Here is a 12,617-nt window from a genome sequence, read left to right as displayed (position 1 = left end):
CCTACAAGGCAGCCGGAATTCGGGCTTGGCGCGAATGAACGATTTCGAGTCTCAAGCAAGCTGGGATCTAAGTGGCAGCGATTTGTTGGTGCTGAAGTTCGACGGCACCAGGTTATCATCTGAGAAGCGCGACCAGCTGAATCGATTTCGGGCTGGCAACTCCCCCGTCATTTTGCAGCTTGCGGCAGGCGGGAAACGGAAAGCGACGATCATTGGCTACGGCGGTCGCGACAATTCTTTCTATCTGACCTGGGTGTAGTGGTCGGCATCGACAACGAAAAGCCCGCGGGTGTAGCGGTGCTCAACTCCTAAGATTTTGAACAACATTTCTGCGGCGCAGTTCCTTTTCTGCGTTGGCAACGAGCGGCGTAAAATTGGATTGGAAAAGACTATGTCAGACCACGTATCCGGAATCCTCGCTCACACTGGGTTAGTTCGAATCGACAACTTCGAAGGACTCGCTACTTGGGATGGAGGCGGTAGTTCGTCAATAGTGATTAAATTCAACGGTGAGGAGTTGACTCCTGAGCGCATTGAACAACTGAAATCCCTCCGCGTCCATCGTGAGCCGGTCAGAATGCAATTCCCTGGCTGCTCGGAGCGAATGGCGAAGATTGTCGGATTCGGTGCACGCGAAAATACAATCCACATCACTTGGATTTAATGAATACATTTGTCTTGGCGAGTGTATGCCAAACTTTTCAACGATTAATTGAGGACTCTATGACTCATACGAAACGCCTAGAAGACTTCTGGTCAGTACGGACTAGTGATCGCAATTCCTTGATTCGCGAGTATCGGAATGTCATGCACTTGCATGGCGATCCAGCGCAATCGGAAAACGAATCAGAAGATGAAATGATTCGTGCGATTACGGATCGAAGGGACTTTGCTACATCCACATCAAAGGTTGATGACTCGGCCAATAACGCGCTTTAGCTTCGACAGCAAACCAAGTCACGCGGCTGACGGTGAGAGAGTCCGTCCAAAGTCACCGGAGCGACAGGCTAACCTCGCAATTCTTCAAGAGTTTTCTCTCCTCCTGCGCCAGCCGTTTGGTTATGCCTCCTGCTGGGTTACATTGTGCAGTAGCCCGGAATTTCGCCGAAAGTCTCGTGCCACGCTCACGATTTCAGCAATCGCGGCCTTATTTATGCTGCCGACCACTTCCACGCTTTCAATCAACGTGGAAAACTTAAGCCATTGGTAACGCAGCATTCCACGTCTCCCGCAAAGAAATTTGGGGCGAGGGGCCAATGGCATTCAGCGGCCAGCAGCGAATCGGTTAAGTAAAGTCAATGTGGCGACGGTTGCAGCGAAAAGCAATGTCGCGGAAAAGCTACCACGATGAACTCAGAGTGATTGTGGCACTTTCCCTGACAAGGCAATTTGCTGTCTGTATGTAGAATCCGCCTGCTGTGAATTGGTCGGCGGACAAATTTGCGCGGCCCCAAGCGGATGTTGCCGCGTTCGCTTCGGGGTGCTTTCGTTCGTCGTATCGCGATGATTATCCGTACTTCCTCTAGTGAAGCCACGGACGAAGTTCAGGCCGTCCCAACATAGCGACTCTATGGACCGACTGCGATTGAAATAGCGAAGGCGTTCAAGCCGCAAATCGTCCTGCTGGACATCGGAATGCCCGGGATGAACGGCTACGAAGTGACAAAAAGTTTGCGGACGCTCCCCAAAATCGATCAAGCCGCTCCAGGATTTCGCCGACCGTGCAACGCGACTTGATTGAGTGTCGCAGTGGCTTGTCCACCTGTTGTTAACAGGTTTACCCGGCAACGCAGCGGCCCGCAACTTTACTCTTACCCTCAATTCAGCGGCGAGGCTTCGAGCATGGCGGTCAGCGCCACCGGGGGCAACCAGTTAGACTAAATGGTGATTGAAAGTTGCCTCACGAGAGCTCTCCGATCATCTGCCTGACCGTAGCCGGTTAGTGCAGTAATGACAACCTTCGTTTTAAGCGAAGCGGGCGAGAATAGAGTCAAGTTGACCTCGTGCAGACCTCTGCGAGCCAGTCCGTTAACCAACCGATGACAAAAGGAATCGACTGACGATGAAACTCATCATTGCCTTCTGGATGCTGGTACTTACGTTCGCACTCCATGCAGCAGGCGCTGCGACAGCCAAGCCCAACATCCTGATCTTTTGCGCGGATGACCTCGGATATGGAGAACTGGGTTGCTATGGCATGAAGGAAGTGTCGACGCCGAACATAAACTCCATCGCGGCCAATGGAATTCGATTCACCAGCGGATACGTTTCGGCTCCACTCTGCTCACCCTCGCGGGCCGGATTGATGGCAGGACGCTACCAGCAACGTTTCGGTCATGAGAACAACCTAATGACTTCTGAAGGCGGAATGCCGCTGGCCGAGACGACCTTGGGCCAGCGAATGAAGGCGCTCGGTTACGCCACGACAATCGTTGGGAAGTGGCACCTCGGCAAAGGCGACGAGCATTTGCCGATGAAACGTGGTTTCGATGAATACTTTGGCGTGTTTGGCAACCCGGGCTCTTATTTTACGCCGAAGGGCTTCATTGACTCCCGCGAATCCTCAAAATCAATACCGGTAGCCGATAAGGATTTCTACACGACAGATGCCTTTGCCGTGCGTGCAGGAAACTGGATTGAGCAACACAAAGATGGTCCGTGGTTTCTCTTCCTTCCGTTCAACGCGGTTCACGCCCCACACGAGGCTTCCGAGAAGTATTTGGAACGCTTCAAGCAAATCAAAAATCCGCGTCGTCAGCGGTTTGATGCAATGCTTTCCGCAATGGATGACGCCGTCGGAGTCGTGCTCGGCAAGTTGCGCGAATTGAAGTTGGAAGAGAATACGCTCATCTTTTTCATCAGCGACAACGGGGCGCCCGCCAATCGCGAAGGGAATGGAGTGCTCCGAGGGGGTAAGCACACCTGTTGGGAAGGAGGAACGCGCCTGCCGTGGATGGTCCAGTGGAAAGGGAAACTTCCTGCTGGCAAGGTTGACGATCGGCCTGTCGTTCAACTTGACGTGATGCCTACCTGCGTGGCGGCAGCGGGCGGTGCCGTCGATCCGATGTGGAAACTTGATGGTGTCAATCTGTTGCCTTACCTCTCCGGCAAGAACGAGGAGCGCCCGCACCAGACGCTTCACTGGCGCATTGATGGCATGTGGGCCGTTAGGCATGGCGACATGAAGCTGGTCCATGGCGAAGCCAACAACGATCCGCCCGAACTGTACGACCTGGCCACTGATATCGGAGAGAAAAACAATCTCGCCACGAAACAGCCGGAGAAGGTCAAAACACTCAAAGATCTGTGGGATCAATGGAATTCCCAAATGCCGATCGCGAGCAAGTCAAAACGAAAGGCAGAGGACGACTAAGGAGACAGAGTGGAGGCGGTGCAATCCAGTATGTGCTTTGTTGCCTGATTGCTCGACAACGACCTGTATCGGGCACAACACTTGCCAGTGCCCCAAGAGCGCGGCCAGCTGACCCAGCTCTCGAGACGAGGATTGGTGAGAATTGGCAATATCCCGCACCGACGGTGGTCGTTTTCACGGAGTGAGAAATGCAGCGATATCATTGGATCAAACCGTCTGGCCTGCCCGACCGAATCGAATTGATCGACGCGAAAATGGTGAATCGTAGTGTGGCTGTGATTGCCTTTGTCAGCCCGGAATGGTGCTGGCAGCGAAGTACCAGTTGGCTCATTCACGGCGTACCCTCGGCTGAAGGTGTCTGCAGTACGCTTCAGCAGGCTAAGAACCAAGTGGTAAATGGCTTACCTAACGAATGGCCACAACAAGACTCAACGAGTCGCCCACCCGGAGTTGCCGAACATTACTTTAAGAGACTACCACTCGTATTACCGCGCTGGCGGTGAGTGGGAGTCGAGGTTCTTCTGGCCCCTGGAGCAGATCGACCGGTAGGTGAGGCCTGGGGCATGGGAAATTGTTGGCGAAGAAGAGCCTCGCGACGTGAGTAACACGACTTCCCCCTGATTCCACGTTCCCAGCTCAGATCCACGTAATGGGGCCACCAAAATAATCTCGCTGCCTGCGCCGCATCGAATGAATCGCTACACCTGGACTGCCAATAAGCAATCGGGTACATCGTTGGTCACTGCGCTCGCACAGGCCCCTAGAGGATGTTGCCCCGTTCGTTTAGCGTTTTTTAGTATCAGAAAATTTCAGGGTAGCGTTTTCAGCGACAGACAGCATAGCACTGAATACATCATGCTGTTCCTACACAACTTATTCGCTGCGGGCCGCTAACCGCCATTGGCCCCTCGCCCGAATTCTTTTGCGGGAGTCGAGAGATGAACGAAGCAATCAATGCCAAGCGATTCGTGTGGCGCGCAGCAGGTAAATCTGGCCTGGAGCTGTTCGACACCACCATGGGCCGCCAAATCGCCGTGATTACCGGCGAAGGGCACTATTACCAGTGGACCCGTAAAACCAGCCAGTTGCTCCATGGTGCGCCACCGGCATCCGGCGAAGAGTCGACACTGCTGCGAGCGAAGATTGCCGTTGTGAAGGGACTGCCAGATTAAAACCTGCTGTCAGCCTTGTGGTGGGTTTGTAGCGTTTTTCCCGATAGTCGAATATCGCTTTACCTGCCATTATTCGGGCATGTTTTCACGAAGCGAATTTGAAGAAGTCAGCCGCGACAAGCTTGAGCGCGCGCTACAGGCAGGCCTACAAAAAGGCTGGCGGATCGCCGACGTAGCCGTAGCCGGCGAGGGCAACTTAAAAATATCTTGGTACGTTGATCGCGACGAAGAATCGCCTGCAGGAAATGCTGGATTAATTGGACCTAGCCGGCGAAGGCGAAATTAGTGTACGGCTAGACGATTCTAACCCGGCAAGATTCTACGCTTGTGCTCCGCCACAAATGCGCGGTGACCTTGAATGGATTCTCTCACCCTCCTTAGGTCGTATCAATTGGAATCTACTTGGGCGAAGGTTCTGGATCAACAAAAAGCTGCTTGGTCTCGAGTTCCGCCTCCTGCATGAAGCGAGTATCGCGAACTTTCACCTTGCCGTTCTGAGGGTCTTCGAGTGCCTCACCTCCCATCAAGCCATGAAAGCCAAACCAGACGACGCGATCCCCTTTCGAAACTTTCTCCCCGGCTGATTTGAGGGTATGGGGAGCGTTTCCTTGTCCTATCCTGCCTTTTACCTCCCGAAGATGATCAGCAAACCAAGTTGCGTCAGTTTTCGCCGCATCAAGCGCCGCATTTTCGACTTTCACGTCGCTGCGATCCGCCGTCACATACCAAGGTAGATATAGTCCACCGGGCCTAGCGAAGTAGACGATCAACTTCAGTGGCTCACCCTCATTGCTCTTCTCAGCGACCGTCCCCTTGAACCAGTGAGTACCACCTGAGAAACGCACAGGCGTTCCAGCGGCTACGTTGGCATTCTCGGCGACTGTCTTGGTAACTACCGCTCGCAATTCGGAGTTACGGGGATCGACCAGTTCCTTCTTTTGAGCCGCCTGCAACTCCGCGGCAGACCCGATCCAGAAGATGTTCGAAATGCGAACAGGCGGCTGTGCCTTGACGGCATTCGCGACCGTCATTTCGACATATGCGCGGGCACCCCCGGGGATCTTGCCGCGATAGTCGAGAAGCGAATCGGTGATCCCGTTGATCGTGCCACTCTGTGCAGGCGACGCCGCTATCCCCGCATTCGCCCCTGCTTCAAAGTGGCCGCCGCCAACCGGCAGAATTACCAACTTGATTTCCTTGGCCAAGGTGCGGATGATCTCTGGTGTTCGTTCGTAATTCGCCTGGATAATCTCCTGGTCGACGTGGTTGCGGCTGACATTCACCGCTTTGAGAGTGAACGGCGTGCCACCGTTAAACGCCGGAGGTACATGCTTGGCAAGCCACTCACTTTCCGCACCCATTAATTCGGGCTCAGCAGAACAGGCGATCATTGACATGCACAACAACGAGAGAAATTGCCGAACCATGGATGGACTCACCTGGAGAGGAAACAACGCAGCCCGAGTGAAGCCGTAATCTAGCTGCTGGCAGCGGCTCGGCAAGCACGATCGCTCACGTCAACGAAATGTGTTTTACGTGTACCGATTGAGTGTTACCGCTGGGTCGGCATAACTTCGGAGCGGTTCTTCCGGCCCGTGGAGCAAATTGACCGGAAGATTAGGCCTGGGGGTTGAGGCATTACGCGGTGGATTAGTTCGCGGGGGCGGGGTGGAGCACGCACAAGGCGGCCGGAACCTTGTTGATCTGGGCTGATCGTGAATATCGCCCCACATGGTACGCACCGGCCCACGCAGTACCGAAGCGAACGATCTTTCGGCATCGGAATGGATACGAACTTCTTCCGACTTGCAATTCGGGCACATTACGTTGGGCGGATTCATACCCCCGAGTATAGCGTGTGCGAATCAACTGCGCCCCTTGGCAATCCGCGGTTCAATGAACCGTCGATGTGAAAAACTCCACCCAGTCCTCGCCAGCGAAACCTGCCTCGTCACGGCGCGTTGAAATTCATGGCGTGGTTAAGCTGATGTGCTCCCTTTGACTTGCCGAGCTTGAGTCGGGATTACGAGTTGGAATAAATTGGCCGCCTCCATTCGGCCATGACAGCGATGGCCTTCCGACTGATGGTGTCGATCAACTCAATGCGCACCAGCGGGCATTGGGCTTCGTCCTGCGGTATTTCCCCTTGAGTCCCTTACCCACCCCGATCGGCGAAACAGTTAGGCTTGGCACTGATTCTGCTATCGAAACACCAGCCCTCCATTCCGGCAGGCGTTGGGGCATTTCTTGCATGCTTGCCGAGCATCTTGACCGACACTCCGCCAAATGACAGCGAACTTCATTCGCGCCTGCCCACTTTGCGCGTCGCGAAACGTCACGGTGATTGAGCCCAACACATTTCAGGCGAGAGCTGGCGTCAGTTATGTTCTGAAGTGCGAGTGCGGGGCAATCGTGGCGATGACCGTGCTGAAGGAATCAAATCCCGCAAGAGATAATCAGTCGCCGCAGTGAACTGTCGCAACAATTATCGTAAATTCAACGCATGCCAACGCCATTCAAGTTTACCTGTTTGGACGGCACCGTAACCGCTGAATATTCAGCCCACTGCCGAGCCATATCGTCGATTTGTTTCGCCTGATCGAATTGCCAACGGCAAAACTGACGATGGATGCGCTCCAAAAGATTCTTGAACAGCACGCGGCTACGTGGGTAACTGAAGTTAAAGTCACGACGCAAAAGTACTGAGCTTTTGAAATGAGCAGCCCTACTTGGAAGCAAACGAAGCAGTTCCCGCCTCGGTATGAATTGCTGGACGCTGAAAACAGCGTGCTCGCGACGATAGACGGCGCTGTTCATTCTCAGTTCTTCTGGCACTCCGCGGACGTGTACGGAGTATGTTTTAGGCTGGAAGAAGCGAAGAGAGATGCGGAAGCCGCACGACGTACCAGCGAATCAGGCATCAAAGCGGCAGATCCAACCAATAAATAGTCGCAGTTAGGCTTGCGGTGGTGTATCCACAGAAGTCGGACATCACTTGAGAGCATCAGAGTAATAAGCTCCCATCCAATGTTTGCGGCCTTTTTTCTGATCGCACATCGCTCTAACTGAGTGTTTATCGCGCATAGCTACACTTTGGGCCGAAGCGATCCCCAGACGTACCGGTGACTCGCTGGGCCTTCAGCAGGTGCTTTTACGATCCGGTCGCAATCCAACGGCGAGCCAACCGCGGCGGCACAGGCATTGCCTATACCACGCGCCCCCTTCGCATTGGGGCATTCACGTTAAGGAAAATTCCATGGCAAATCGACCACCGCTTGAACCCTCCCGCCGTCAATTCATTGCCGCCGCTGGCGCGCTGGGCGCAGGACTGACTGCAGTAAATGTCGACGCTCAACCGACCGGCCATCAGATCGATCTCAAACCAGGTCCGATTAAGACCACTGCCGGCGATGCCGGCGAGACGCACCAGACAAACGGTGATACATCAGTACTGACAACTCAACAAGGTGTGCCGGTCGCCGATGACCAGAACACGCTGCGGGTGAACGCGCGCGGTCCTGCGCTCATGGAAGACTTCCACTTCCGTGAGAAGATGTTTCACTTCGATCACGAGCGGATTCCCGAGCGGGCGGTCCACGCCCGCGGCTTCGGCGTGCATGGTCACTTCGAAAGTAATGGGGCGTTGGCTCGGTACAGTCGAGCGTCTGTTTTTGCCAGCGGTGAGAAAACGCCGGTGTTCGTCCGGTTCTCCACGGTCGCCGGCAGCAAAGGTTCTGCTGACTTGGCCCGCGATGTACGGGGGTTCGCCACTAAGTTCTACACGAAAGAGGGTAACTGGGATCTCGTCGGCAACAACATGCCGGTCTTCTTCATTCAGGACCCGATCAAGTTTCCGGACATGGTCCACGCGTTCAAGGAGGAGCCGGATCGTGGTTTTCCTCAAGCGGCGACGGCCCACGATAACGCGTGGGACTTTATCACTCTGACGCCCGAATCAATGCACATGGTTATGTGGGTGATGTCCGACCGGGGCCTGCCGCGTTCGTTCCGGTTTATGGAGGGTTTTGGCGTTCACACCTTCCGGCTCGTAACCGCCGACGGCAAGAGCACGTTCGTCAAGTTTCATTGGAAGCCGAAGTTGGGCCTACAGTCGGTAGTGTGGAACGAAGCCGTAAAGATCAATGGTGCCGATCCCGACTTCCACCGCCGTGATCTCTGGGATGCCATCCAGATAGGGCAAACAGCCGAATGGGAACTCGGCGTGCAACTGTTTGACGACGCATTTGCCGACAAATTTCAGTTCGATGTTCTCGACCCAACGAAGCTAATCCCTGAAGAAGATGTTCCCGTTAAAATCGTCGGACGACTGGTGCTCGACCGCGTCGTCGACAACTTCTTCGCCGAGACAGAGCAAGTCGCGTTCTGCACGCAGAACTTGGTTCCCGGAATCGATTTCAGTGATGACCCACTACTTCAGGGGCGAAACTTTTCCTATCTCGATACGCAGGTTAAACGGCTCGGCGGGCCCAACTTTACGCATATTCCGATCAACGCGCCGAAGGTTCCCGTGCGGAACTTTCAGCAAGATGGACACATGGCAACCCGCTGCAGGCAGCTGCGATTCTGGCAGCGAAAGTAAGCGAATCGTCAGGCCTGCTGCAGTCGCTACGTCGAATGAGTATTTTGGGACCGTGATGGATAAAAACTTTCGAGTTGCAATCGTGGGCGGCGGGCCGAGTGCATTGTTTTTACTGCAAGCCGCGATTCAGGATGCGTCGTCGCGATATGAATTCGAGATTTTTGAGGCGGGCGATCAGATCGGCGCAGGAATGCCTTACAGCCGTGCGGGTGCCAACAATGAACACGTCACTAATGTTTCAGGCAACGAGTTGCCGTCACTGCCGACTTCGCTGCTCGATTGGTTACGCACCCTGTCGGGCGATACATTACGAATGCATGGCGTTGACCCGGATCGGCTAAGTGAATTCAAGGTGGTCCCTCGCCTCCTATTTGGCAAATATCTTCAGGCCCAGTTTGATTGCTTATTCGCACGTGCTAACGAAAGAGGTATGTCGGTAAGCTGCCACCTTAACACTCGGGTGATCGACGTCGAGGATTCTCCGCACGCTCTAGGCGTAATTCTTCACATTCTGGATCGCGAAGAACGAAAATTTGACTGTGTGATTTTGTGTACGGGCCATGTTTGGCTTCGCAGCCACGAAGGTGAACATCCCGGCTATTTCGATTCGCCATATCCGCCATCTGGCACGTCGCCGTAATCGGCGGAAGTCTCTGCCATTGGTACGGAGTCTTGGTGTACATCGCGGGGAGCCGACCGTAGCTCGCGAGAAGACAATCAGCCGCTTCGGTCACATCGACCTCGATGTGACCGAAGCGATTGCCAAGTGTGACTACGCCTGACTGCCGGGCTAATTCGCTTCACTCTTGCTCCCAGTAAGTAACGCGTCCTTGCTTTTGACATACGAATCGGACGCCGCCATCCTGGGAAATTACCATCGCTACAGCACCAGGCATACCGCTAGTAAGCCGATACGCCGACAGGTGACGAGCGCCCACGTTCCCGATTTCCTCTTCGACCACTATCTCCCCCTCAAGGTCGAGCGCTTTCACCACAGTCTTAACGGATGGAAGTTTTCCAGAAATCATGCCGCCGAAACCCAGGAGTTCATGCTGCTTCGTCAGAACCACCGCACCGTCGGCGGCTGCCATGTTGGCGATCAGATGAGCCGTTTCGAAGAGCGCTTCATCCAGCAATGCCAGCTTGGTGTCGGTAGTAGCTTCAAAGTGTTGCCATCCGACAGGTTCATGCGGGTTCTGATCTGAGGACCCTTGTACTTGCGCAAGTCGATTCAAGATTGTGACAATCAGATCAGGAAACGACAGTCGGCCTGGACCGTTCGCAAAGCTATACTTTACGTCAACGTACGAGTCTGGAATCGCAAGATCGTTTGCTTTCTCCGTGGGGACAAAGACGATCGTACCGCCGTGACGAGCTTCACGCAGCATCGAGATTACGCGCTTCATCATGCGTTCCGAAATCTGGCGAGGAAGAGAGGGCTGAAGCGGCGCCCATTCACTTCCGGCAGCCCGCGCGCATTTCCTCGCTACCTCGTGTTGCTCGAGAAGTCTCTCGCGGAATTGAACAAACTGGACCGGTAGCCAAGCTGAGTCGAACAGATCGCGTCGCGCTCCTGAAAGTTTTCCTCCAAGGAGTTTGCCTACTAGCTCGTGGACCTTGTAAACCTCGATGCTACCCGGCGCCTCAACGCGAACCACTGGCACAGGTGGCAATGATGGCCCGGCGAGTCTGCCGCCCTCCACGTCGCGTAGCCAACGGGTCCCCGAATTGATCAACCCCCAAATGCGCAATCCGCCCCCTTCGGATTTGTCTGGTTGCACGCCGATCAGTGTGCGGTGGGAGTCGGCAGCTACGGAGAGACGCCTCAACTCACTTGGATGAAAGCGATAGGAGCGGGAAAAGTCGAGCCGCAATAGGCCTTCTGGCGGCTGGTCATCTGCGAAAAATAATGTTGGTGACGCAAGGATGGCACGGAACGTGACTGGACGTTCCTCTTCGCGCAACATGCTGGCGTGGTAACAGCCTGAAAAGAAATTCTCCAGTATGGCGGTGTCGGGCAACAAACTACCGTCACTTATCGATGCAGTAGCGCTGTCCCATCGGTCTCGCACGAATTGCGCAAGTTCATGTGGATAAGAGCAACTGCCGGAGTTACGGCCGCATCCTGGAAGCTCACTTTCCTTGCTGGCCATAGTTGAATCCTAAAATTCCTCAATGAGAAGTACAGCGAGAAAGGGTTAACTTGAATGCGTCCTCTAACTCAGAGCATGTTGTCAATAAAATGCCTCTAAGCCAAAGCTTGATTTTCCAATGCAGCCGGAGCGTTGCGGGAAATCCCTTGCTTCGAAAGCTCTGGGGCGGAGATCGGCACGGCCAATTCGGTAGGAACGATCGCTTGGACATCGAAGCGTCTGGCATACGCCCGAATTAGCTCCGCGCCGAAGAAGAGGATTTGAGAAGAGTAGTAGGTCCACACCAGCACGACAACGAACGATCCCGCCGCCCCATAAACTGAACCAACACTCGCGCTGCCAATGTACATGCCAATTAGCGACTTTCCGATCATAAACAGGATCGCGGTGAAGATCGCGCCGATCCACACGTCTTGCCAGCCGACTGTCACATCAGGCAGCAATTTGAAAATCAATGCGAACAGAAAAGTGATTACCAAAAATGAGACCGGCAGATCCAGGATGTATGCCATCCAGACTGGCACAGGCAGCCATTGGGCCAGCCAATTGGTTAAGGCTGTCAAAGTCGCGGTTAGGAGCAACGAGACCAGCAGCAAGAAGCCAGTCCCCACAACGACTGCAAAGGCCAACAACTGAGTCTTCACAATCAGCCAAATGCCCAGGCCAGGTTTGCGCTTTACTTCCCAAATGGTATCGAGCGAATCTTTTAGTTCGGCAAATACACTGGTGGCCCCGATCAATAGCAGTCCGATACTGATCACCGTGGCCAGGCGGCTCTGGTGAGGCTCGCTCGCTCTCCGAATCAGGGCCTCGATCGCAATCGCGCCATCCTTGCCAACCAAATGCTCGATCTGGTGCACGATCCCGCCCCGAGCCGCTTCTTCGCCGTAGAAATACCCCGCAACTGCAATCGTAATCAGCGACAGTGGCGCAAGGGCCAGAGTGGTGTAGAAAGCCAAAGATGCTCCCAATCTCTGAGCTCGATGCTCTACCCATCCACGGGCTGCCTCCTGGAGCAACAAACCCATCACGACAAAGTGCTTCATAGTCTGTGAATCGAGTATCGGAAGGTCAGCAGAGCTCGTGGTTGACACGACGACGATCAGCAGTAGTAGGTCGAAATCCATTTCATCTTGACGACCGCTTTTGGGGTTGCGGACACTCTGAAGTAGCTATCAGCTCTAATTTGCATCGCTACATTTGTGGCATCGTTCGTGAGAAACCGCTGGATCACGAGATAAATCCAACCGGTTCAGCTCTGGGTAGATTTGTGGCTACACGCTGAGTCCGATCAACGCATGCAACTGAAACGCTCAAAG

11 protein-coding genes and 1 pseudogene are annotated in these 12,617 nt (G+C 54.3%); 7 read left to right on the top strand and 5 right to left on the bottom strand.

Going from position 1 to position 12,617, the window contains the following annotated elements:
• Positions 1-34 precede the first annotated feature (34 nt).
• Together M9Q49_RS14535 and M9Q49_RS14530 are read left to right on the top strand one after the other, a co-directional pair.
• Positions 35-259 carry a hypothetical protein gene (locus M9Q49_RS14535; RefSeq protein ID WP_254509479.1) on the top strand — a complete coding sequence of 75 codons (225 nt, stop codon included), beginning with the start codon at positions 35-37 and terminating at the stop codon, positions 257-259.
• A gap of 57 nt (positions 260-316) precedes the next feature.
• Positions 317-664: a hypothetical protein gene (locus M9Q49_RS14530; RefSeq protein WP_254509478.1), complete on the top strand. Its 348-nt coding sequence runs from the start codon at positions 317-319 to the stop codon at positions 662-664.
• Positions 665-1,059: 395 nt separating this feature from the next.
• Here M9Q49_RS14530 and M9Q49_RS14525 read toward each other — a convergent pair whose 3' ends face one another.
• Positions 1,060-1,218: a hypothetical protein gene (locus tag M9Q49_RS14525; RefSeq protein WP_254509477.1), complete on the bottom strand. Its 159-nt coding sequence runs from the start codon at positions 1,216-1,218 to the stop codon at positions 1,060-1,062.
• A 366-nt stretch (positions 1,219-1,584) separates the two neighbouring features.
• On the opposite strand from M9Q49_RS14525, the gene M9Q49_RS36030 reads away from it, so the two are divergent.
• The 3 genes from M9Q49_RS36030 (at position 1,585) to M9Q49_RS14515 (ending at position 4,545) form a co-directional block, all read left to right on the top strand.
• Entirely contained in the window at positions 1,585-1,737 is a 153-nt protein-coding gene (locus M9Q49_RS36030; RefSeq protein WP_390844816.1) for a hypothetical protein, read from the top strand.
• A gap of 325 nt (positions 1,738-2,062) precedes the next feature.
• On the top strand, positions 2,063-3,373 hold the full coding sequence (locus tag M9Q49_RS14520) for a sulfatase-like hydrolase/transferase (RefSeq protein WP_254509476.1): 1,311 nt from the start codon (positions 2,063-2,065) through the stop codon (positions 3,371-3,373).
• A 938-nt stretch (positions 3,374-4,311) separates the two neighbouring features.
• Positions 4,312-4,545 (top strand): hypothetical protein, encoded by a 234-nt coding sequence (locus tag M9Q49_RS14515; protein WP_254509475.1) that lies wholly within the window; start codon positions 4,312-4,314, stop codon positions 4,543-4,545.
• Positions 4,546-4,943: 398 nt separating this feature from the next.
• Here M9Q49_RS14515 and M9Q49_RS14510 read toward each other — a convergent pair whose 3' ends face one another.
• Positions 4,944-5,972: a hypothetical protein gene (locus tag M9Q49_RS14510; RefSeq protein WP_254509474.1), complete on the bottom strand. Its 1,029-nt coding sequence runs from the start codon at positions 5,970-5,972 to the stop codon at positions 4,944-4,946.
• A 1,069-nt stretch (positions 5,973-7,041) separates the two neighbouring features.
• Positions 7,042-7,362, bottom strand: coding sequence for a hypothetical protein (locus M9Q49_RS14505; RefSeq protein ID WP_254509473.1), 321 nt, complete (start codon positions 7,360-7,362; stop codon positions 7,042-7,044).
• A 553-nt stretch (positions 7,363-7,915) separates the two neighbouring features.
• Here M9Q49_RS14505 and katE point away from each other — a divergent pair.
• Positions 7,916-9,112 (top strand): annotated as a pseudogene (katE, locus tag M9Q49_RS14500) (catalase); the annotation flags it as partial.
• An 88-nt stretch (positions 9,113-9,200) separates the two neighbouring features.
• The gene (locus tag M9Q49_RS14495) at positions 9,201-9,785 is read left to right on the top strand and encodes an FAD/NAD(P)-binding protein (protein ID WP_254509472.1); all 585 of its coding nucleotides are present in this window, start codon (positions 9,201-9,203) and stop codon (positions 9,783-9,785) included.
• Positions 9,786-9,945: 160 nt separating this feature from the next.
• On the opposite strand, the gene M9Q49_RS14490 is transcribed toward M9Q49_RS14495, so the two are convergent.
• Positions 9,946-11,298 (bottom strand): putative sensor domain DACNV-containing protein, encoded by a 1,353-nt coding sequence (locus M9Q49_RS14490; protein ID WP_254509471.1) that lies wholly within the window; start codon positions 11,296-11,298, stop codon positions 9,946-9,948.
• 95 nt (positions 11,299-11,393) lie between these two features.
• Positions 11,394-12,344 carry a YihY/virulence factor BrkB family protein gene (locus M9Q49_RS14485; protein WP_254509470.1) on the bottom strand — a complete coding sequence of 317 codons (951 nt, stop codon included), beginning with the start codon at positions 12,342-12,344 and terminating at the stop codon, positions 11,394-11,396.
• Positions 12,345-12,617: the final 273 nt, after the last annotated feature.

Source organism: Anatilimnocola floriformis, assembly GCF_024256385.1.
In the GTDB taxonomy this organism is placed as follows: Bacteria; Planctomycetota; Planctomycetia; order Pirellulales; family Pirellulaceae; genus Anatilimnocola; species Anatilimnocola floriformis.
The sequence above is the reverse complement of the archived record's forward strand: the minus strand, read 5'-3'. Positions and strand labels throughout refer to the sequence as shown.

Coding starts and splice junctions, on each gene's coding strand:
- M9Q49_RS14535 (WP_254509479.1), top strand. CDS start 35: ATGAACGATTTCGAGTCTCAAGCAAGCTGGGATCTAAGTGGCAGCGAT.
- M9Q49_RS14525 (WP_254509477.1), bottom strand. CDS start 1,218: ATGCTGCGTTACCAATGGCTTAAGTTTTCCACGTTGATTGAAAGCGTG.
- M9Q49_RS14520 (WP_254509476.1), top strand. CDS start 2,063: ATGAAACTCATCATTGCCTTCTGGATGCTGGTACTTACGTTCGCACTC.
- M9Q49_RS14515 (WP_254509475.1), top strand. CDS start 4,312: ATGAACGAAGCAATCAATGCCAAGCGATTCGTGTGGCGCGCAGCAGGT.
- M9Q49_RS14510 (WP_254509474.1), bottom strand. CDS start 5,972: ATGGTTCGGCAATTTCTCTCGTTGTTGTGCATGTCAATGATCGCCTGT.
- M9Q49_RS14505 (WP_254509473.1), bottom strand. CDS start 7,362: ATGAACAGCGCCGTCTATCGTCGCGAGCACGCTGTTTTCAGCGTCCAG.
- M9Q49_RS14495 (WP_254509472.1), top strand. CDS start 9,201: ATGGATAAAAACTTTCGAGTTGCAATCGTGGGCGGCGGGCCGAGTGCA.
- M9Q49_RS14490 (WP_254509471.1), bottom strand. CDS start 11,298: ATGGCCAGCAAGGAAAGTGAGCTTCCAGGATGCGGCCGTAACTCCGGC.
- M9Q49_RS14485 (WP_254509470.1), bottom strand. CDS start 12,344: ATGAAGCACTTTGTCGTGATGGGTTTGTTGCTCCAGGAGGCAGCCCGT.